The organism is Magnetospirillum moscoviense, assembly GCF_001650635.1.
In the GTDB taxonomy this organism is placed as follows: domain Bacteria; phylum Pseudomonadota; class Alphaproteobacteria; order Rhodospirillales; family Magnetospirillaceae; genus Magnetospirillum; species Magnetospirillum moscoviense.
This window is the reverse complement of sequence record NZ_LWQU01000134.1, coordinates 1-18488: the sequence shown is the minus strand read 5'-3', so window position 1 is coordinate 18488 and position 18488 is coordinate 1. Positions and strand designations below refer to the sequence as shown.

Annotated in this window: 24 protein-coding genes; 17 read left to right on the top strand and 7 right to left on the bottom strand. The window is 64.2% G+C overall.

Annotation, left to right across the window (positions count from 1 at the left end; all coding sequences use genetic code 11):
• Positions 1-25: 25 nt before the first annotated feature.
• Positions 26-712 (bottom strand): alpha/beta hydrolase, encoded by a 687-nt coding sequence (locus A6A05_RS09565; RefSeq protein WP_068499832.1) that lies wholly within the window; start codon positions 710-712, stop codon positions 26-28.
• A 228-nt stretch (positions 713-940) separates the two neighbouring features.
• On the opposite strand from A6A05_RS09565, the gene cysE reads away from it, so the two are divergent.
• From cysE to mnmA, 12 genes are all read left to right on the top strand, one after another.
• The gene (gene cysE, locus A6A05_RS09560; RefSeq protein WP_068499829.1) at positions 941-1708 is read left to right on the top strand and encodes a serine O-acetyltransferase; all 768 of its coding nucleotides are present in this window, start codon (positions 941-943) and stop codon (positions 1706-1708) included.
• A gap of 54 nt (positions 1709-1762) precedes the next feature.
• A complete protein-coding gene (locus A6A05_RS09555) occupies positions 1763-2227 on the top strand; it encodes an Rrf2 family transcriptional regulator (RefSeq protein ID WP_068499826.1) in 465 nt (154 codons plus the stop codon).
• 18 nt (positions 2228-2245) lie between these two features.
• Positions 2246-3370 carry a cysteine desulfurase family protein gene (locus A6A05_RS09550; protein ID WP_068499895.1) on the top strand — a complete coding sequence of 375 codons (1125 nt, stop codon included), beginning with the start codon at positions 2246-2248 and terminating at the stop codon, positions 3368-3370.
• A gap of 19 nt (positions 3371-3389) precedes the next feature.
• The gene (locus A6A05_RS09545; RefSeq protein ID WP_068499823.1) at positions 3390-4628 is read left to right on the top strand and encodes an IscS subfamily cysteine desulfurase; all 1239 of its coding nucleotides are present in this window, start codon (positions 3390-3392) and stop codon (positions 4626-4628) included.
• Positions 4629-4689: 61 nt separating this feature from the next.
• Positions 4690-5103, top strand: a complete 414-nt coding sequence (gene iscU / locus A6A05_RS09540) for a Fe-S cluster assembly scaffold IscU (RefSeq protein WP_068499820.1) — start codon at positions 4690-4692, stop codon at positions 5101-5103.
• A 22-nt stretch (positions 5104-5125) separates the two neighbouring features.
• Entirely contained in the window at positions 5126-5464 is a 339-nt protein-coding gene (locus tag A6A05_RS09535; RefSeq protein ID WP_068499817.1) for a HesB/IscA family protein, read from the top strand.
• Entirely contained in the window at positions 5464-6096 is a 633-nt protein-coding gene (gene hscB / locus A6A05_RS09530) for a Fe-S protein assembly co-chaperone HscB (protein WP_245644253.1), read from the top strand. Before A6A05_RS09535 ends, hscB begins: the two co-directional genes overlap by 1 nt.
• A gap of 25 nt (positions 6097-6121) precedes the next feature.
• Positions 6122-8038: a Fe-S protein assembly chaperone HscA gene (gene hscA, locus A6A05_RS09525; protein ID WP_068499814.1), complete on the top strand. Its 1917-nt coding sequence runs from the start codon at positions 6122-6124 to the stop codon at positions 8036-8038.
• Positions 8039-8062: 24 nt separating this feature from the next.
• Positions 8063-8401: a ferredoxin family 2Fe-2S iron-sulfur cluster binding protein gene (locus A6A05_RS09520; RefSeq protein ID WP_068499811.1), complete on the top strand. Its 339-nt coding sequence runs from the start codon at positions 8063-8065 to the stop codon at positions 8399-8401.
• Between the two features lie 4 nt (positions 8402-8405).
• Positions 8406-8600, top strand: coding sequence for a Fe-S cluster assembly protein IscX (iscX, locus tag A6A05_RS09515; RefSeq protein WP_068499809.1), 195 nt, complete (start codon positions 8406-8408; stop codon positions 8598-8600).
• 130 nt (positions 8601-8730) lie between these two features.
• Positions 8731-9435 (top strand): DUF599 domain-containing protein, encoded by a 705-nt coding sequence (locus A6A05_RS09510; protein ID WP_068499806.1) that lies wholly within the window; start codon positions 8731-8733, stop codon positions 9433-9435.
• Positions 9432-10508, top strand: coding sequence for a tRNA 2-thiouridine(34) synthase MnmA (gene mnmA, locus A6A05_RS09505; protein WP_068499803.1), 1077 nt, complete (start codon positions 9432-9434; stop codon positions 10506-10508). The genes A6A05_RS09510 and mnmA overlap by 4 nt, the downstream gene beginning before the upstream one ends.
• On the opposite strand, the gene A6A05_RS09500 is transcribed toward mnmA, so the two are convergent.
• On the bottom strand, positions 10502-10930 hold the full coding sequence (locus A6A05_RS09500; protein ID WP_068499801.1) for a DUF411 domain-containing protein: 429 nt from the start codon (positions 10928-10930) through the stop codon (positions 10502-10504). The genes mnmA and A6A05_RS09500 overlap by 7 nt on opposite strands.
• 72 nt (positions 10931-11002) lie before the next feature.
• Positions 11003-11173, bottom strand: coding sequence for a hypothetical protein (locus A6A05_RS20810; RefSeq protein WP_156520989.1), 171 nt, complete (start codon positions 11171-11173; stop codon positions 11003-11005).
• Between the two features lie 283 nt (positions 11174-11456).
• Between A6A05_RS20810 and A6A05_RS09495 the strand changes: the two genes are divergently transcribed.
• Positions 11457-11843 carry a hypothetical protein gene (locus A6A05_RS09495; RefSeq protein ID WP_068499798.1) on the top strand — a complete coding sequence of 129 codons (387 nt, stop codon included), beginning with the start codon at positions 11457-11459 and terminating at the stop codon, positions 11841-11843.
• Here the strand turns inward: A6A05_RS09495 and A6A05_RS09490 are convergent.
• Positions 11840-13555: a glycosyltransferase family protein gene (locus A6A05_RS09490; protein ID WP_068499797.1), complete on the bottom strand. Its 1716-nt coding sequence runs from the start codon at positions 13553-13555 to the stop codon at positions 11840-11842. The genes A6A05_RS09495 and A6A05_RS09490 overlap by 4 nt on opposite strands.
• 459 nt (positions 13556-14014) lie before the next feature.
• Here A6A05_RS09490 and A6A05_RS09485 point away from each other — a divergent pair, with 459 nt between their 5' ends.
• On the top strand, positions 14015-15298 hold the full coding sequence (locus tag A6A05_RS09485; RefSeq protein WP_068499794.1) for a tyrosine-type recombinase/integrase: 1284 nt from the start codon (positions 14015-14017) through the stop codon (positions 15296-15298).
• A gap of 9 nt (positions 15299-15307) precedes the next feature.
• Complete coding sequence (locus A6A05_RS09480) at positions 15308-15613, top strand: hypothetical protein (RefSeq protein WP_068499792.1); 306 nt, start codon at positions 15308-15310, stop codon at positions 15611-15613.
• Between the two features lie 13 nt (positions 15614-15626).
• Here A6A05_RS09480 and A6A05_RS09475 read toward each other — a convergent pair whose 3' ends face one another.
• The gene (locus tag A6A05_RS09475; RefSeq protein WP_068499789.1) at positions 15627-16061 is read right to left on the bottom strand and encodes a type II toxin-antitoxin system VapC family toxin; all 435 of its coding nucleotides are present in this window, start codon (positions 16059-16061) and stop codon (positions 15627-15629) included.
• On the bottom strand, positions 16054-16386 hold the full coding sequence (locus A6A05_RS09470) for a hypothetical protein (RefSeq protein ID WP_068499787.1): 333 nt from the start codon (positions 16384-16386) through the stop codon (positions 16054-16056). The genes A6A05_RS09475 and A6A05_RS09470 overlap by 8 nt, the downstream gene beginning before the upstream one ends.
• 143 nt (positions 16387-16529) lie before the next feature.
• Here A6A05_RS09470 and A6A05_RS09465 point away from each other — a divergent pair, with 143 nt between their 5' ends.
• Positions 16530-17159 (top strand): hypothetical protein, encoded by a 630-nt coding sequence (locus A6A05_RS09465; RefSeq protein ID WP_068499784.1) that lies wholly within the window; start codon positions 16530-16532, stop codon positions 17157-17159.
• A gap of 40 nt (positions 17160-17199) precedes the next feature.
• On the opposite strand, the gene A6A05_RS09460 is transcribed toward A6A05_RS09465, so the two are convergent.
• On the bottom strand, positions 17200-17541 hold the full coding sequence (locus A6A05_RS09460; RefSeq protein WP_068499781.1) for a DUF6538 domain-containing protein: 342 nt from the start codon (positions 17539-17541) through the stop codon (positions 17200-17202).
• A gap of 296 nt (positions 17542-17837) precedes the next feature.
• On the opposite strand from A6A05_RS09460, the gene A6A05_RS09455 reads away from it, so the two are divergent.
• On the top strand, positions 17838-18395 hold the full coding sequence (locus tag A6A05_RS09455) for a type I restriction endonuclease (protein ID WP_068499779.1): 558 nt from the start codon (positions 17838-17840) through the stop codon (positions 18393-18395).
• The last annotated feature ends 93 nt before the right edge of the window (positions 18396-18488 follow it).

Genomic DNA, 18488 nt, shown 5'->3' with positions numbered 1-18488 from the left:
TCTTCTTTCAGCGCCGATCGGCCGGTCAGGGCAGGGCGGCGGCCAGGGCCGCAGCCGGCTCGGCGCGGGTGGCACCGTCCAGCGATTCGCCCAGATACTGGTCGACCAGCTCGTTCAAGGGGTCCATGTGCGCGCCGAAGAAGTGGTTGGCGCCCTCGACGGTGCGATAGCGGACCTTGATGTTCTTCTGGCTGCCCAGCTTGGCCGCCAGCTTGGCGACGCTGGGCTCGGGCACCAGCTCGTCCGAGCTGCCATGGACGATCAGACCCGAGGACGGGCAGGGCGCCAGGAAGGTGAAGTCGTAGATGTTGGCCGGCGGCGCCACCGAGATGAAGCCGTCGATTTCCGGCCGGCGCATCAGCAATTGCATGCCGATCCAGGCACCGAACGAGAACCCGCCAACCCAGCAGGCGCCGGCATTGGGGTTGTAGCTTTGCATCCAATCCAACGCCGAGGCGGCATCGGACAATTCGCCCTGTCCGTTGTCGAACTTGCCCTGGCTGCGCCCGACACCGCGGAAATTGAAGCGAAGCGTCGAGAAACCACGCCGAACGAAGGTGTGGTACATCCCATAGACGACTTTGTTGTTCATGGTGCCGCCATGCTGCGGATGCGGGTGCAGCAACAAGGCGATCGGGGCGTTGGGAACCTTGGAATGGTGATAGCGGCCTTCAAGGCGGCCGTCTGGTCCGTTGAAAATAACCTCGGGCATCGTATCCCCTGACTTCAGCTTCGTTCGGTTTTCCGGCCCGGATCGGCGGGAATCTCCCACCGTCGATGTCGGAGACTTATCGAGGCCTTCATGGATTGGGGTCGGTCATGGTTGACCGGCCTGGTCGGACATCCTATATTCACTTTCGATCGCTGCAGAACCTTGGCCGGTATCCCCCCAAGCCATGGCCTGCCGCGACCGAGCCGGAAGATTAGCATATTGCCCGCCATGGATTTCAAGTCTTTTCAAGAAGATATCGCGTCGATACGCAGCCGTGACCCGGCGGCGCATTCGTGGCTGGAAGTCATCTTGTGCTATCCGGGCCTGCATGCGCTGCTGATTTATCGGTTGGCGCATTGGTGCTGGGGCAAGGGCTTGTGCCTGCTGGGCCGGGTGTTGTCGCACATCGGCAAGGTGTTCACCGGCATCGAGATTCATCCCGGAGCCACCGTCGGGCGGCGGCTGTTCATCGATCACGGCACCGGCGTGGTGATCGGCGAGACGGCGATCATCGGCGACGACGTCACCCTTTATCACGGCGTCACCCTGGGCGGCACCTCGCTGCACAAGGGCAAGCGCCATCCGACCCTGGAAGACGGGGTGATCGTCGGCTCGGGCGCGCAGGTGCTGGGGCCGATCACCGTCGGCAAGGGGGCGCGCATCGGCGCCAACGCCGTGGTGCTGACCGAGGTTCCGCCGGGTGCCACCATGGTCGGCATCCCCGCCCGCATGGTGCTTCGCAAGGCGAAAGAGGGCGAGCCGACCTTCTGCGCCTATGGCCTGGAAGACGAGAATTTGCCCGATCCGGTGGCGCGCGCGGTGGATTCGCTGCGCGCCCAGGTCGGCGCCTTGCTGGAACGGGTCGGCGACCTGGAAGCCGAGCTGGAAGGCACCAAATCAAAGAACGGCACCAGCCGTCGCAAGCCGCGGATGATCGTGGCGCATCAGGGCGAGGACGAGGAGGAAAAATCCCTCTCGGCATCCTCGCAGCAGTAACGACAACGGGCGCGGGGCCCAAGGCAAGGGTCCGCCATCTCGGGAGACGAAGACGTGAAACTCAGCACCAAAGGGCGCTATGCCGTGATGGCGATGGTCGATCTGGCCAGCCATTCCCAGGGAAGTCCGGTGGCCTTGGCCGACATCGCCGAGCGCCAGGAAATTTCGCTGTCCTATCTCGAGCAGCTGTTCGGCAAGCTCAGGAAGGGCGGCCTGGTGAAAAGCGTGCGCGGTCCCGGCGGCGGCTATCTGTTGGCCCGCACCCCGGTCCAGTTGCGCATTTCCGACATCATCCTGGCGGTCGATGAGCCGATCCAGACCACCCGCTGTTCGCCCGGTTCGCCGGCCGGCTGCCACCATCACAAGGGCCGTTGCCTGACCCACGATCTGTGGGAAGAATTGGGCAACCAGATTTACCTGTACCTGTCGTCGGTGTCGCTGTCCGACGTGTGCGAGCGCCGTATCCTCGGCAGTTCGGGCATGTTCCACGGCAATTCCGGCTCGGTGGCGGCCCAGTAGAAAGGAGCGTGATTGACCGTGACGGTTTCGGCTTACCTCGATCATAACGCCGGCTCCCCGGCGCGGCCCGAGGTGGTGGCGGTCGTCGCGGACATCTTGCGCGAGGCCGGCAATCCATCCTCGGTCCACGCCGCCGGCCGTGCCGCCCGCGCCCGGCTGGAAGCGGCCCGCACGTCGGTCGCTGGCCTGGTCGGCGCCCCGGCCGGTGGAATCATCTTCACCTCGGGCGGCACCGAAGCCAACGCCTTGGCCCTGAAAGGGTGCGAGCGGCCCCGGATGGTCGCCTCGGCGGTCGAGCATCCGTCGGTGCTGGCCTATGCCACCGACATCGTCCCCGTGGACCAGGACGGCATCGTCGATCTGGCGGCGCTGGAACGCCTGCTGGCCGAATCCGACCAGTCGGCGATCGTCTCGGTGATGCTGGCCAACAACGAAACCGGGGTCATCCAGCCGGTCGCCGAGGTGGCGCGCCTGGCCCACCGCTTGGGCGCCCTGGTCCATTGCGACGCCGCCCAAGGCCCCGGCCGGTTGGTTGTGTCGATGTCGGACCTGGATGTCGACTTCCTGACATTGTCGGCCCACAAAATGGGCGGTTTGCCCGGATGCGGCGCGTTGGCGTTGAAAAACCCCGACTTTCCGATGGCACCATTTTTGCTTGGTGGGGGGCAGGAGCGACGTCGGCGCTCGGGGAGCGAAAATCTTCCCGGAATCGTCGGTTTCGGTGTCGCCGCCGATGACATCCTGCGCAAGGATACCATATTAGAGATGAGTGATTTGCGCGATCATCTGGAATCCCAAGCCCTCGCCCGGGTGCCGGCGGCCCGCGTGGTCGCCCAGGCCGCCTTGCGCCTGTGCAACACCACTTGCCTGGCGCTGCCCGGCGTGGCCGCCCAGTTGCAGGTGGCGGCGATGGATCTGGCCGGATTGATGGTCAGCGCCGGTTCGGCCTGTTCGTCGGGCAAGGTGGGCGAAAGCCATGTCTTGAAGGCGATGGGGCTGGCGCCCGAATGGGCCGGTTCGGCGATCCGGGTCAGCCTGGGGCCGGACACGACCAAGAACGAGATCGAATTGTTCCTGAACGCCTGGACCGATCTGGCGGGCCGCAAGGGACTGGACGTTAAACAGGCGGCCCAGGCCGCGTGAAGAAAAAGGGATCGAACGGATGACCAACATTACTCTTGCCCGGGCTCCTGGACAGCCGATCTATCTCGACTATCAGGCCACCACACCGTGCGATCCGCGTGTGGTCGAGAAGATGATCCCCTATTTCTTCGAGAAGTTCGGCAATCCCCACTCGCGCAATCACCGTTACGGCTGGGAAGCCGAGGAAGCGGTCGAGATCGGTCGCGAGCAGGTGGCCGATATCATCGGCGCCGATGCCAAGGAAATCATCTTCACCTCGGGTGCCACCGAGTCGAACAATCTGGCCATCAAGGGCGTCGCCCACTTCTACAAGGACAAGAAGGACCACATCGTCACCGTGGTCACCGAGCACAAATGCGTGCTGGACACCTGCCGCCACCTGGAACAGGAAGGCTTCCGCGTCACCTATCTGCCGGTTCAGACCAACGGCCTGATCGATCTGGCCGAACTGGAAGCGGTGGTGACCGACAAGACCGCCATCGTCTCGGTGATGGCCGTCAATAACGAGATCGGGGTGATCCAGCCTTTGGCCGAGATCGGCGCCATCTGTCGCAAGAAGGGCGCCTTCTTCCACACCGATTGCGCCCAGGCGGTCGGCAAGATTCCGCTCGACGTCAACGCCATGAACATCGACCTGATGAGCATTTCGGGTCACAAGCTGTACGGCCCCAAGGGCATCGGCGCGCTCTATGTCCGCCGCCGTCCGCGCGTGCGTCTGGTGCCGATGATCAATGGCGGCGGGCAAGAGCGCGGCATGCGCTCGGGCACGCTGGCGACCCCCTTGTGCGTCGGCCTGGGCGAGGCCTGCCGTCTGGCCAAGGCCGAGATGGGTGCCGAGGGCGAGCGCCTGCACATGCTGCGCGACCGCCTGCTGAACGGCCTGAAGGCGCGGCTGCCGGAAATCTATGTCAATGGCGACCTGGAACAGCGCATCCCCGGCAACATCAACATCAGCTTCGCCTTTGTCGAGGGCGAGGGGCTGATGATGGGGGTCAAGGATCTGGCGGTGTCGTCGGGCTCGGCCTGCACCTCGGCCTCGCTCGAGCCGTCCTATGTGCTGCGCGCCCTGGGCCTGGATGCCGAAATGGCCCACACCTCGCTGCGCTTCGGTCTGGGCCGCTTCACCACCGAGGCCGACATCGATTATGCCATCGGCCATGTCGCCGAGGCGGTCGAGCATCTGCGCGCCATGAGCCCGCTGTGGGACATGCATCTCGAAGGGGTCGACATCAAGTCGATCCAATGGGCCGAGCATTGATAAGCGCTTTCGTGCTATTCTAGAATGATTCCGGTTTAGGCCGGTCAGGTTGGAGGTTTCCATGGCTTACAGTGAAAAGGTCGTCGATCATTACGAACATCCCCGCAATGTCGGTTCGATGGACAAGGATTCCGGCGATGTCGGCACCGGTCTGGTGGGTGCGCCCGCCTGCGGCGACGTCATGAAGCTGCAGATCAAGGTCAGCCCCGAAGGCATCATCGAGGACGCCAAGTTCAAGACCTTCGGCTGCGGCTCGGCCATCGCATCCAGCTCGCTGGTCACCGAATGGGTCAAGGGCAAGACGCTGGACGAGGCGGCGGCCATCAAGAACACCGATATCGCCCACGAGCTGGCTTTGCCGCCGGTCAAGATCCATTGTTCGGTGCTGGCCGAGGATGCTATCAAGGCCGCCATCGCGGACTATCGCAAGAAGTCCGGCCAGGGCGAGGACGAGGCCGAACAGGCCGCCGGCTGACCGGAAAGAAAGGGACCTGCGTATGGACATGAAGACGCCCATCATCCTGACCGATGCCGCCGCCGACCGCGTCAAGGCCATGCTGGCCAAGCGTGGCAAGCCGTCGGCCGGCATCCGCATCGGCGTGCGCTCGAAGGGCTGCTCGGGGATGCAGTACACCCTGGAATATGCCGACGAGAAGACTCAGTTCGACGAAGTGGTCGAACAGAAAGGCGTCACCGTGCTGATCGACCCCAAGGCGGCGATGTTCGTCTTCGGCACCGAGATGGACTGGGTGGAAGAGCAGATGAAGTCGGGCTTCGTGTTCCGCAATCCCAACGAAAAGGGTCGTTGCGGCTGCGGCGAGTCCTTCCACGTCTGATGGTCATGACCGCCCAGGCGATGCCCGCACTGATGCCGTGCTGGTCCTGCAAGGGGCCGGTGGCGACACGCGCCCTGTTCTGCTCGGTCTGTGGCGCCGTCCAGGGGCCGGGGCCGATCGATCATTTCACCCGGCTGGGCCTTAAGGCCACCTTCGACGTCGATCTGGACGAGCTGGAAAAGCAATATTTCGGCTTCCAGCGCCGGCTGCATCCCGACCGCTTCGCCGCCAAGACGCCGAAGGAGCGCGCGCTGTCGCAGTCGCAGGCCACCGCCCTGAACGAGGCCTACGAGACCTTGAAGGACCCGCTGAAACGGGCCGCCTATCTGCTGGAGCTGATGGGCCACAAGGTCGATCTGACGGCGTGCGGCACCATCAGCGACAAAAGCCTGCTGATGGAGCAGATGGAAAAGCGCGAGGCCATCGCCGACGCCGACAGCGTCGAGACCATCACCAAGCTGTCGGCCGCCGCCGACACCGACGTGCTGTCGTGCCAGTGCCACATCTCGGCCGCCATCAACGGCGAGAACCTGGACGAAGCGGTGCACCTGACCATCCGCCTGAAATATCTGGTCAAGCTGGCCGAAGAGGCCCGCACCAAGAAGTCCCGCCTGACCCGCCAGGCGCGCTGACCGCCAAAGAAAAAGGAAGAATCCCATGTCCGACGACGGTCTCGTCATGCTGCAATTGTGCGAGCCGGGTGAAACGCCGGCCCCGCACGAATCCGAGAGGGGCGCCGCCGTCGGCATCGATCTGGGAACCACCAATTCGGTGGTGGCGCTGTCCTTCGAGACCGAGGTCGAGGTCTTACGCGCCGCCGACGGCAAGGCGCTGATCCCGTCGGTGGTCCATTACAAGGATGACGGCGAGGTGGTGGTCGGCCAGGCCGCGCGCGAGGCGATCCTGGAAAGCCCGGACCATGTGGTGACCTCGATCAAGCGGCTGATGGGGCGCGGCATCGAGGACGTCAAAAGCCTGGCCGGCACGCTGCCCTATACGCTGGAACCCAATCCCGACGGCGGCATGGTGCGGCTGCGCGTCGCCGGCCGGGTGCTGACCCCGGTCGAGATTTCCGCCGATATCCTGCGCGCCATCAAGGCCCGCGCGGAAGAGGCGCTGCTGGGCAAGTTCGTCAGCCGCGCGGTGATCACCGTGCCGGCCTATTTCGACGACGCGGCGCGCACCGCCACCAAGGACGCCGCCCGCCTGGCCGACATCGAGGTGCTGCGCCTGGTCAACGAGCCGACGGCGGCCGCCCTGGCCTATGGCCTGGATAATTCGGTCGAGGGTCTTTACGCCGTCTACGATCTGGGTGGCGGCACCTTCGACATTTCGATCCTGAAGATGGAAAAGGGCGTGTTCCAGGTCAAGGCCACCGGCGGCGACGCCGTGCTGGGCGGCGACGACATCGACCATTCCATCGCCGAACATTTCCTGTCCCAGCGCAAGGTGGCGGTGGGCGACCATCCGATCAGCTCGGGTGAGGTCAAGCAGGCCCTGATGACGGCGCGCGTCGCCAAGGAATGCCTGACCAGCCGGCCCTCGGGCGAATGGATGATCGAGGTGGACGGCAAGCCCAGCCTGCACACCATGACCCGCGAGCAACTGGAAAGCCTGGCCGCCCCCTTCGTCGAGCGCACCATCTCGATCTGCCGCGACGTGGTGGAAGATGCCGGCATCGATGTCGCCGACATCCAGGGCGTGGTGCTGGTGGGCGGCTCGACCCGCATGCCGCTGGTGCGCGCCCGCGTCGCCGAATTCTTCGGCCGGCCGCCGCTTTCCAACATCAATCCCGACGAGGTGGTCGCCGTCGGCGCCGCCCTGCAGGCCGAGGCCCTGACGGTGGGCTCGGACACGCTGTTGCTGGACGTCACGCCCTTGTCCTTGGGCATCGAGACCATGGGCGGCATCGTCGAGAAGGTCATTCCGCGCAACACGCCGATCCCGGTGGCGATGGCGCAGGAATTCACCACCTACCAGGACGGCCAGTCGGCCATGGCCATCCATGTGGTCCAGGGCGAGCGCGAGATGGTCGACCAAAACCGCTCGCTGGCCCGGTTCGTGCTGCGCGGCATCCCGCCGATGACCGCCGGTGCGGCGCGCATCCGCGTGCAGTTCCAGGTCGATGCCGACGGGCTTTTGACGGTGTCGGCGACCGAGATGACCACGGGGGTCGAGCAGCAGGTGGTGGTCAAGCCGTCCTATGGCCTGACCGACGACGAAATGGCCACCATGCTGCGCGATTCGCTGGTCCATGCCCGTGATGACATGGCGCAAAGATTGCTGACCGAAGCGGTGGTCGAGGCCCAGCGATCGGTGCTGGCGGTGCAATCGGCGCTGTCGGTTGATCAAGACCTCTTGTCGGCGGACGAACGACAGGCTATCGATGCGGCCATCGAGCAGGTCAACGCCGCGTGCGCGGGGTCGGACCGCGACGCGGTGACGCAGGCGGTCGACGATCTGGAGAACGCCACCAAGTCCTTCGCCGAAAAGCGCATGGACCGCGGCATCCGCAACGCCCTGGCCGGCATGTCGGTGGATCGGCTCGATGGCGCCCTGGGGGGCGGCGAATAGATCGCACTCGAAGAAGGTTTGACCATGCCCAAGATGACGTTCATTGCTCCCGACGGAAACCGCCACGAGGTCGAAGCCCCCGAGGGCCTGTCGGTGTTGGAAATCGCCCACCGCAACAAGCTGGAGCTGGAAGGCGCCTGCGAGGGTTCGCTGGCCTGCTCGACCTGCCATATCGTGGTGGCGCCGGAATGGTTCGCCAAGCTGGCCGAGGCCACCGAGGACGAGGAAGACATGCTGGACCTGGCGTTCGGCCTGACTTCGACCTCGCGCCTGGGCTGCCAGGTGATCATGAGCAAGGCGCTGGACGGCCTGGTCGTCACCCTGCCGGCGGCGACCCGCAACATGATGGTCGACAAGAAGTAACCCGATGAAGTGGGCCGACGTCTTAGACATCGCCATCGCCCTGGAAGAGCGCCACCCGGATGCCGACAACGTGAACCTTCGGTTCACCGACCTGCATGCCTGGGTGTGCGCCTTGCCGGGCTTCGACGACGATCCGGCCAAGTCCAACGAAAAGATCCTGGAAGCCATCCAGATGGCCTGGATCGACGAACGGGATTAGGGTTCCCGCCGTGGCCCTCTCCCTCCCGCCGCCGCTGGCGTCGGGTCCCTCCCTCTCCCGCGGGCGGGAGAGGGTGCCGAGGCATCGCCGAGGCGGGTGAGGGCCGGGCGACACGGACGAGGGCCGCACGATGATCCAGTCCATCCCCATTCTCGACCTTGCCGCGCTGGGCGTGTTCCTGGCGCTGTGGGTCTGCTACACCGTGGCGGCCGATCATTACACCTCGAAGGGCCGTTCGCTGTCGGCGGTGATGGGCCGCCACCGCCTGGTGTGGATGCGATCCTTGTGCGACCGCGACAACCGCGTCGCTGACACCGCCATCATCGGCAACCTGATGCGCTCGGTGGCCTTCTTCGCCTCGGCCAGCCTGCTGGTGGTCGGCGGTCTGGCCGCGCTGATGGGCTCGGGCCGCAGGGGCTATGAAGTCACTCTCGACATCCCTTTCATGGCCGATGGCGGCCACGAGGCGTTCGAGATGAAGGTGCTGCTGCTGGCCTGCCTGTTCATCTATACCTTCTTCCAGATCACCTGGTCGCTGCGGCAGTTCAATTATTGCTGCATCCTGATGGGCTCGGCGCCGATGCCCGAGGCCTTGGATGCCGACAAGGACCGCTTCGCCTGCCATGCCGCCCGCCTGCAGGCCCTGGCCGCCAACAGCTTCAACCGCGGCCTTCGCGCCTATTACTTCGCGCTGGCCATGCTGGGCTGGTTCGTCAATGCCTGGGTGTTCATGGCCGCCGCCGCTGCCGTCACCGCCATCTTGTTCCGCCGCGAGTTCCATTCCAAAAGCATGAAGGCGCTGGCCTCGATCGTCGATGCCGGGGGGCGGGCATGAAGGGGCGCATCGTCGTCGCCATGTCGGGGGGCGTCGATTCCTCGGCCACCGCCGCCCTGTTGCAAGAGGAAGGCTGGGAGGTGGTAGGCGTCACGCTTCAGCTTTACGACCACGGCCAGGCCATCTGCCGGCCCAATACCTGCTGCGCCGGCAAGGACATCCACGACGCCCGCGCCGTGGCCGACGCCCTGGGCATCCCCCATTACGTCATCGACATGGAGGCGATCTTTCGCACCGACGTGATCGAAAGCTTCGCCGATTCCTATATCCAGGGCCGCACCCCGATCCCCTGCATCGAGTGCAACCGCACCGTCAAGTTCCGCGACCTGTTGGGCTTCGCCCGCGATTTGGGTGCCCAGGCCCTGGCCACCGGCCATTACGTCCAGCGGGCCGAGCAAGGCGGGCGGGCGATCTTGCTGAAGGGCGCCGATCCCGCCCGCGACCAAAGCTATTTCCTGTTCGCCACCACCCGGGATCAGCTGGAATTCCTGCGCTTCCCGCTGGGCGGCATGGACAGCAAGGACCAGACCCGGGCCATCGCGGCGCGCCACGCTTTGCCGGTGGCGGCCAAGCGCGACAGCCAGGATATCTGTTTCGTCCCCGACGGCGATTATGCCAGCCTGGTCGAACGCCTGCGCCCCGGCGGGTCGCGGCCCGGCGACATCGTCCATGTCGATGGCCGCGTGCTGGGCCGCCACGCCGGCATCATCCATTACACCATCGGCCAAAGACGGGGGCTGGGCCTGGGGGGCGGCGATCCGCTGTATGTGGTGGCGCTGGACGCCGCCTCGGCGCGGGTGGTGGTCGGGCCGCGTTCGGCCCTGGGCCGGCGGCGCATCCGGCTGGAGCGGGTCAACTGGTTGGGCGAGGTGGCCGATGGGCCGGTGGCGGTCGAGGTGCGGGTCCGCTCGACCCGGCCGCCGGCGTCAGCTGTGGTCGAACTGACCGAGGATGGCGGCGCCCAGGTGGAGCTGGCCGCGCCGGAAGAGGGCGTGGCCCCGGGCCAAGCCTGTGTGTTCTATCAAGGGGCCAGGGTGCTGGGCGGCGGCTGGATCGTGGCCGCCGATCAATAAGTCCCGATCAGCTTGCTGGGGCCGCCGCCGAAGGTGACGATGGGGTTGGGTTCCTTGACGCCGCTCATGCCGGGCGAGCCCTGGGGCATGCCCGGCGCGGCGATGCCGGTGACCTTCAGCTTGGCCTGAAACAGCTTGTCGATGGCTTCGATGGGAACGTGGCCCTCGATCACATAGTGGCCGACCTTGGCGGTGTGGCACGACCGCACCTGATCGGGCACGCCCATGCGGTCCTTCAGCCCGTCCAGGTCATCGACATCGTGGACCACCACCTGCCAGCCATTGTCGCGCAGGTAATCGACCCAGCCACCGCAGCAGCCGCAGCTTTGGTTCTTGTAGACCACCGCCTGGCGCGGCGCGTCGGCCGCCCAGGCGGAAATCGAGGTTAACACCAGGCCCAAGGCCAACACGACACTCTTCATGGAAGCACCCGAAAATCTTGCGACGGTGGGTGCACTATGTCGGTCGGCTGAGCGCTAAAACAAGCGCTTCGGTCAAGCCCTCGCCATGCGGGTCTGGATGCTGGACAGGGTCATGCGCATCTCGGGATGCTTGGGCAGCAGGGTCATCGCCAGATCGCGGGCCTGGCTGCGGTTGATGCGCTCGCCGCGCCACTCGGCTTCCAGAATGTGGGCCAGTTCGATCCATTGCTGGCGGCTGTCCATGGTCTCTCTCCCTTTGAATGTCAACCGTACGTGCGGTTGAATTGAGTATGGGCTTGGTTGGCTGAAATCATACTCATGGCCAGCGTGCAGGGATAATGAGCATCGGTGGGGGACCAAAGTGGCGGAAGCTTAAGGAACCCACACCAGGCCTAGTTCCGGGCTTATACTTTTTCGCCGAGCCCCCCTCCGATGGGCGGACCTGATATTCCCCGATTTCACTCGACTTGACCGAGGGGGGAACTGCTATCCTGAGTGTGTCCTCCATTGACGGGAGCGTTCCGCCGTGTCGAACGCCAAGATCATCAGCCACGAACGCTTCTTGATGTTCCGGTCGGCCGTCGAATTACAGCGCGCCGCCGACGGGCTGCGGGCGATGACCGTGGCCTTCGACCGCTTCAATCAGGTGGTGGATTCGGCCTGCGAGATGGCCCGGACCTCGTTGATCGAGGCCGAACAGACCTTGAGCCACCGGTCGGGGCGCGCCGCCGAGGAACGCAACCGCACCCTGGACATCCTGGAACAAGGCGACATCGAGGCGATGATCGCCGAACGCGACCGCCTGTTGCTGGCCCAGGACCGCGATTGCCGGACCTGTCCCGACTATGCCCCGGCCCGGCCCGACGGCTGCCGCCGCTCGCTTATCGACTGCCCCAACGTCCAGCCGGGCTAAGGCCGCTCAAGCCAAAGCGTGGCTGAGTATGGCTTGCCACACCCGGTCCGGGCCGTAATGGCGTTCGGCCCAGTCGCGGGCCTCGCGGGTGATCTTGGCACGCAATTCCTCGTGGCGGGACAGCACCCCCGCCAGCGGCGGATGATGTCGGCGGGTTCGCTCCATGGCACGAAATGGCGCCACGGCGCGAAGAAGCGCGACGACCCTTCGTACAATTGTTCGAACAGCAGCGATCCCGCGCCGATGGTTTCCCACACCCGCCCGGTCACCAGCGAGCCGCCGTCGCCATAGGCGTGGGCGGCGACATTGACCACCGCGCGGCTGGACGCCAGCAGGCGGGCATAGGACTCGCGGTCGGGGGCGATCTGGTGGCGGCGGCGGCCGATGACGGCCTCGAGCCCGATGTCGGCGGCGGCAAGCCCGGCGACCAGATAGGAGCGGTGCGGCCCCGACGTGCTGCCGACGAACAGCAATTGGTGTTCGGCCGGCGCGTCGATTGGTGCGAAGGGCGGGCCCAGGGCGGGAACCGGGATGGCCAGCGACCGTGCCCCCAGATCGGCGGCGGCGCGATCGGTGAAGACATAGGCATTGGGGTCGAACAGCAAGATCTTGTCGGCGACCCGCGCCCACGCTTCGATCAGACCATGGGTGGCCCGCAGCGTGTCGCGGCTGACGAACACCAGCCGGAACCCGAAGCGCTGTTTCAAATCCGTCATTTCGTCGATCGAGAGGCTGCGTCCGCCCGGAAGGGCCTGGACGTCGAACAAGACGATGTCGGGGCGGGCCCGGTCCAGTTCGGCGACGAAGGCCTGGCGCCGCGCCTGGGCCAGGGCATCGCCGCAGCGCCGGCCCCAGGGCGCGGCCAGAACGCTGTCCAGCCAGACCGAGCATTGTCCCCCGGCGGCCAGGGCGGCGGCCTTGAAGTGGGCGGCCAGGTCGTTCTGGGCGTCCAGGCCGGCGCCGGTTCTTTCGGACCCCACATACAGCACCGACACCCGTGCCGGGTCGTGGCCATGGTCGGGCAGGGGGTGGATTGGAAGCTCGCTCTCGGGGATGGCGAAGGCGTGGCTGATCGCCTCGATCACCCGGGCCTCGTCGGCGGGGGTGTCGTCGGGGATGCCGGTCCATGGGCCGATATCGGCACTGACCAGATAACGCTGCTGCCACAGATCCAGCAAGACCGGGATGGCCGCTGCCATCTGGCCGGCTTCCAGCATCATCTCGCCGGCCCGCAGATAGGCCCACACCGTGGCTCCCCGGTGCTGGAGCCATTGCGACACCAACTGCACCCCCAGATCGTGGAAGCCGGCCTCGCGGCACAGGCGGACGAATTCCTCGTGCGGCTCGCCCCAGGGGGTGACGTTGATGACCAGTCCGGCGGCCCGGACCATGTCGTCGCGAGCGATGGCGCCGCTGGCCTGGTCGATCCTGAGGCGCAGTAGCGCCGCCTCGGCATCAAAGGTGGCCAGTTCGGCCAGGCGTGCGCGGGCGGCATCGTCAAGGCCTGCGCGGAACTCGTGAAGCGCCAGGGCCTTGAGCAGGCTGCCATCATCGGGGAACTGGGTCAGGCCGGTTAGCAGGGCCGGAATGGCCCCGCCATCAAGCAGGCCTTGCCCGGCCAGCCCGCCGGCCAGCTCCAGCCAAGCCTGCGGCCCGCCGCCTGCTTCCAGCACGTCGTGGCGCCACCGCTTCAGGACCTCGTCGTCGACCATCGCGCGTATCCTCGATCATGCCGCGAAAAGATCGCAGCATGATCTCGTCATTTTTTGCCCCTCGCCGGGCGCAAACCTCCGGTTTGCGTGGCCGCGGCCGCAATGGCCGCAGAGCGGGGCGTGATTCAACCGAATCACGCCCCGCTCGACCCGAACGATGACGTCGTGGCAGATTTTGACGCGCGAGCAAACAAAAAACCCCTGTCCGGCCAGAGGCCCGACAAGGGTTTTTGTTTCGCGAAGGATGGTAGCGGGAGAGGGACTTGAACCCCCGACCCCAGGATTATGATTCCTCCAGAAACGCGAAATCCAGTGGAACATAGCTTCTCATAAAGCCGTGAAAAACCCCGTAATTACAACGCGCTTGCGCGATTTATCGAACATGGCCTTACATGCGTGAACGTCCCCTAACGGGCGACGTTTGTCCCCTAGGCGTCCCCTAGGAAAAGGGTTCAGACCATGCCGAAGATAAAACTCACCGTGCTTGCCGTTGCCCGCTTGCAGCTCCCGGAAAAGGGGCAGGTGGAATATTTTGATGCCGCCATGCCCGCGTTCGGCGTGCGTGTGTCGGTGGCGGGTAGCCGCTCGTATTTCGTGATCACCCGCCTTCACGGGAAAAAGATCCGCCTCACCATCGGCCACGCGAAGGTGATGGAAGACGGCCCCGGCATCACCCTCAAGGATGCCCGCGAGAAGGCCGGAGAGTGGACGGAACTCACCGCACGCGGCATCGACCCCAGGGAACAGAAGGCCCAACAGAAAGAAGCGGATACCCAGCGAACCGCCGCCACCTTCGCGGCTGTTGCAGAACGCTTCATGCGCCAGCACGCCGAACCCCACCTTGCGGCGGCGACGCAGAAAGATTACCGGCTGGCGCTGTTCGGTGGATATACGGCTGGGTGGAAGGACAGGCCCATCACCGCCATCACCCGCGCCGACGTTCGCGCGGTGCTCGATACGATGATCGAGAAAGGAAGCCCCAAGGGGGCGAACAAGATGCTGGCCTACCTCTCCAAGTTCTTCAATTGGTGCGCGGAGCGGGATTTGCTCGAAGTGCCGCCGACCGACCGTATCAAGCCGCCATCTCCCAAGAGCATCGGCGAACGCACCTTGAACGAGAAGGAGATTGCTGAAGTTTTGGCCGCGTTCGAGGTGGAAGGCGGGTTGTTCGGCGACCTATTCAAGCTCCTTCTTCTGACCGGTCAGCGCCGTTGCGAGGTGGCGGGCATCAGCGAGAGCGAGCTTTCGGATACCGACACGGACAAGCCGAGTTGGCATATCCCAGGGGATCGCACGAAGAACGGACGGCCCCATATCGTGCCGCTTTCCCCCCAGGTCGTCACCATCCTCACAGGTCGTCCGGTCGTCGGAGACATGGGATTGCTCCTCACCACCACCGGCAACACCCCGACCACCGGCTTCAGTAATGCCAAGGAACGGGTGGATGCCTGGATCGCCAAGCGCCGCGAGGAGGCGGGTGAACAGCCCATGCAGCATTGGACGCTGCACGACCTGCGCCGCACCATGGTGACGATGATGAATGAGCACGTCGGCATTGCCCCTCATGTGGTGGAAGCCTGCGTCAATCACGTCTCGGGAATGGCAAAGGCGGGCGTTGCGGGGGTGTACAACAAGGCCCTGTATATGGATGATCGCCGCCGGGCGTTTGAAGCTTGGGCGAACTACCTGGATGGGCTCATCAGTCCCAAGGACACGACCAACGTGGTAAAATTGCGAAAATAGGGGAACCCAATGATCAACATCGTTTCCCTACGGCGCACTTGCCCGGCCCTCCCGTCCCAATGGGAAGCGGAAACGGACGATGGGCGGGTTGTCCTCATCCACTACAAACGCACCATCCTGACCGTCAGCTACCTGGGGCCGAATCGACGCGGGCGTGTCGAGGACTTCTTTCGAGCCACCTTGACCGAGTGTGATTTCGTGGATGGCGAGCTGTATGACGATGGATTCGCCGAATTCCCAACCATCAAATCCGTCTTGGTAAAGGCGGGCGTCCTGTCGTTTCCCGAGGGCGTGGACATCCCCGACGACTTCTGACCGCCCCGACTGGCTACAGCTCCGAAAGCTGCACGACCTTCAAATCCGGCGTGCTCTTGATGCCCCGGTCATTGGTCACGAACACGTCGCACCCGGCATCAATGGCGGACGTGACGTGGATGGCGTCGATCAGCTTCAATTTCTGCTCCGCGCCGATCCTCGCGGCACGCTCCAGAATCTCCCGCGCAACGGGGACGAGATTGAACACGTCCATATCGCGGAACACCTCGCGGTATTCCTCCGCAAGCGCCTCGCTCCCCTGCTTGTGGGCCCCGTGCAGACATTCGGCAATGGTGATTTCGCTCGTCACCAGCGCAATGCCTTGCTCCCCGGCATACCGGAAGAGCTTTTCGGCGAACGGCAGAAACTCCGGCGAGCCTTCGACCAGATAGATAAGGGTGTTGGAGTCCGCGTAGATACGGCTGGCGTTCGATACGTCGCTATTCATCGCCCCGGAACTCACGGATACGCCGGTCGATATCTTCGGTCGTCTGTGGGCCGACCAGGGCAACGCCCGCCCCTGCCTTGGCAAGCAGGCGCTCCATGCGGCTCTTGACGCCCTCGCCCGGCTCGCTCGCAGCTCCTTCCACCGTCAGCCCTTTCGGAGCCACGGGGACTCGTGCTTTCCCCGCGACATCGGCCAGACGGGAATGCGGACGCGGCGCACTATCGACGACGACAACGGAAAAGCTCTCACCGGGCTTGATCCCCGCCCGGTTGGCAATGGCTTGGTTGACCGTTTCCAAGGTCACATCGCGAATGACCGTTTCCATGTCAGCGCCTCAGCCTTCAACCACTTGTTTCATATAGGAAAAATTAGAGGGTACGAGGACATTATACGCCATATCGCCGGATTTCAAAATTTTCTAACCGTTGTAGAGCACATCGGCCCCCTCAGCTTTCGTTTCTGATCGCCGTGGCATGGGCCAGTTTTCAGCATCCGCCCAACCCCATTGGTGCTGGCGTTGTCGCCTTTGTCTGCGCCTTCCCGCTGCTGTACGCCCTCTATTACGGCTTCCACGTCCTCGGCTGGGTGTTCTTCAGCGGCGAACGCGGCAACGGGTTGCGGATCATCCCCCGCATATGGGCGGGCATCCCCTGGACCGTCCGTTCGATCTTCCACGCCATCGGCAATGTGATTCTGTGGCTGCTGCGGGGCGTTGTCTTCGTCACCAAGGCGGGCCGCAACGCCCATGAGCGCCACCAGTGGGAAAAGACCCGTCCCGAGCGGGAACGGCAGGCGGCGGAAGCCGCCCGGATCGAAGCCGAACGGGCCGAGGAAGAGCGGCGGAAGCGGAAGCTTGCCGAGGACGAGGAGCACCGCCGCCGGGTCGCCCGCGAAGCGGAAGTGACCGAGGCCCGCACCAAGGCCGAGCTTGCCGCCCGCCTCGCCATGCAGGACGAGGCCAACCGGCAGGCGCGGGAGCACGAGGCGCAAATGCTCTCCATCGAACAGGAACGCCTCGCCATCGCCGAACGACGAGCCAAGCGCCACGACACCCTGTTGGGCACCCTTGCCGATCTTGTCGAGAAGTCGAAGGGGTAACGGGCAATGACCTTGGACAAATCAGACCGGCTGGAACTCGTCACCGCCGCCAACGATTCCCGCCACCGTGGCGCTTTGGAGCGCCTGTGCGGCCATGCTCCGCAATGCGGGCCTTGTGCTGTGCCAGCTTGTCGGAGAAGTGCTTGGTCAGCACGGCGCGGATTTCATCATAGCGCATACCGGAGGCGATCCCTTGGGCGGTCAGTGTCTCTCCCAAGTAGCCCAAACTGCGCGAAAGGCGCAACGCCTCCCTGCGGTCATGGGTGCGCAGCGATGTCCTTATATATAGGCGCTGGCGCAGCGGATGGAGTTCCATGGGCAGCGGCCAGCGGAAATAGTAGACGTTGTGCCGTGATAGGGTCAGGTAGGCAGTGGTCTGCATGGCAATTGTCGCACCTGATTGCCACACCTGGAGCCTTATGATACCAAACCCTTGAATTATCAGGGCGGGGTGGTCGGCCCGTCACCGCCCACCATAAATTCCCTCAGATCGACGTGAAAAGCTCCGGCCGCACTCTTTTGGCTGCTGAACTCTCGTTATGTCCCGCACATTGCGACGTGTGATGTTTTTTATTCTAGTTAATATTGCGCTCTTGCTGCAATCAATAGGGGTGGTAAGATGGGCTAAATCAAAGGTCGTGTGGCGACATTCGACAAACGGTCAGGGGGGTGTTTCTGATGGATTTTTCCGACAAGATAGCGGCGCTTGCTCAGCGCATCGCCAAACAGAAGGATGCCATCGAAACGGAAGAGGCCACCAAGACGGCCTTTATCATGCCGTTTCTCCGTGACCTTGGGTACGATGTATTCGACCCGCACGTGGTAATGCCTGAATTCACCGCTGATGTCGGCGTGAAGAAGGGCGAGAAGGTTGATTACGCCATCAAGCTTGATGGAAAAGTGGTGATGCTCGTTGAGTGCAAGCCCTGCAAAGGTGCGCTATCAACTCAGCACATGTCCCAGCTCTACCGCTATTTTTCTGTCACGGAGGCCCGCTTCGGCATCCTGACCAACGGCATTGTCTACTGGTTCTTCACCGATCTCGCTGAACCGAACAAGATGGATGCGAAGCCATTCTTTGAGTTCGACATGCTCAACTATCGACCTGCTCAGGTGGAGGAGCTGAAGAAGTTTGCCACGGGCAATTTTGACGTGGCCACAATTTTGGAGACTGCCAGCATCTTAGAGCCCGTCCGGAAGGTTCTTGAGTCCGATGAATCAGTTGTGATTCCATAGCTCTCCAGACGAATCGGGGGGGCAGCATGTGGACGAAGGAGAACCGGCGGGTCTATGAGCGGCGCGGCCTCCGCTATCCCAGCGACTTGACGG

Bases quoted from the DNA above. Each gene is read 5' to 3' on its own strand.
- A6A05_RS09565 (WP_068499832.1), bottom strand. From the start codon at position 712: ATGCCCGAGGTTATTTTCAACGGACCAGACGGCCGCCTTGAAGGCCGC.
- cysE (WP_068499829.1), top strand. From the start codon at position 941: ATGGATTTCAAGTCTTTTCAAGAAGATATCGCGTCGATACGCAGCCGT.
- A6A05_RS09545 (WP_068499823.1), top strand. From the start codon at position 3,390: ATGACCAACATTACTCTTGCCCGGGCTCCTGGACAGCCGATCTATCTC.
- iscU (WP_068499820.1), top strand. From the start codon at position 4,690: ATGGCTTACAGTGAAAAGGTCGTCGATCATTACGAACATCCCCGCAAT.
- A6A05_RS09535 (WP_068499817.1), top strand. From the start codon at position 5,126: ATGGACATGAAGACGCCCATCATCCTGACCGATGCCGCCGCCGACCGC.
- hscB (WP_245644253.1), top strand. From the start codon at position 5,464: ATGGTCATGACCGCCCAGGCGATGCCCGCACTGATGCCGTGCTGGTCC.
- hscA (WP_068499814.1), top strand. From the start codon at position 6,122: ATGTCCGACGACGGTCTCGTCATGCTGCAATTGTGCGAGCCGGGTGAA.
- A6A05_RS09520 (WP_068499811.1), top strand. From the start codon at position 8,063: ATGCCCAAGATGACGTTCATTGCTCCCGACGGAAACCGCCACGAGGTC.
- iscX (WP_068499809.1), top strand. From the start codon at position 8,406: ATGAAGTGGGCCGACGTCTTAGACATCGCCATCGCCCTGGAAGAGCGC.
- A6A05_RS09510 (WP_068499806.1), top strand. From the start codon at position 8,731: ATGATCCAGTCCATCCCCATTCTCGACCTTGCCGCGCTGGGCGTGTTC.
- mnmA (WP_068499803.1), top strand. From the start codon at position 9,432: ATGAAGGGGCGCATCGTCGTCGCCATGTCGGGGGGCGTCGATTCCTCG.
- A6A05_RS09500 (WP_068499801.1), bottom strand. From the start codon at position 10,930: ATGAAGAGTGTCGTGTTGGCCTTGGGCCTGGTGTTAACCTCGATTTCC.
- A6A05_RS20810 (WP_156520989.1), bottom strand. From the start codon at position 11,173: ATGGACAGCCGCCAGCAATGGATCGAACTGGCCCACATTCTGGAAGCC.
- A6A05_RS09490 (WP_068499797.1), bottom strand. From the start codon at position 13,555: ATGGTCGACGACGAGGTCCTGAAGCGGTGGCGCCACGACGTGCTGGAA.
- A6A05_RS09485 (WP_068499794.1), top strand. From the start codon at position 14,015: ATGCCGAAGATAAAACTCACCGTGCTTGCCGTTGCCCGCTTGCAGCTC.
- A6A05_RS09480 (WP_068499792.1), top strand. From the start codon at position 15,308: ATGATCAACATCGTTTCCCTACGGCGCACTTGCCCGGCCCTCCCGTCC.
- A6A05_RS09475 (WP_068499789.1), bottom strand. From the start codon at position 16,061: ATGAATAGCGACGTATCGAACGCCAGCCGTATCTACGCGGACTCCAAC.
- A6A05_RS09470 (WP_068499787.1), bottom strand. From the start codon at position 16,386: ATGGAAACGGTCATTCGCGATGTGACCTTGGAAACGGTCAACCAAGCC.
- A6A05_RS09460 (WP_068499781.1), bottom strand. From the start codon at position 17,541: ATGCAGACCACTGCCTACCTGACCCTATCACGGCACAACGTCTACTAT.
- A6A05_RS09455 (WP_068499779.1), top strand. From the start codon at position 17,838: ATGGATTTTTCCGACAAGATAGCGGCGCTTGCTCAGCGCATCGCCAAA.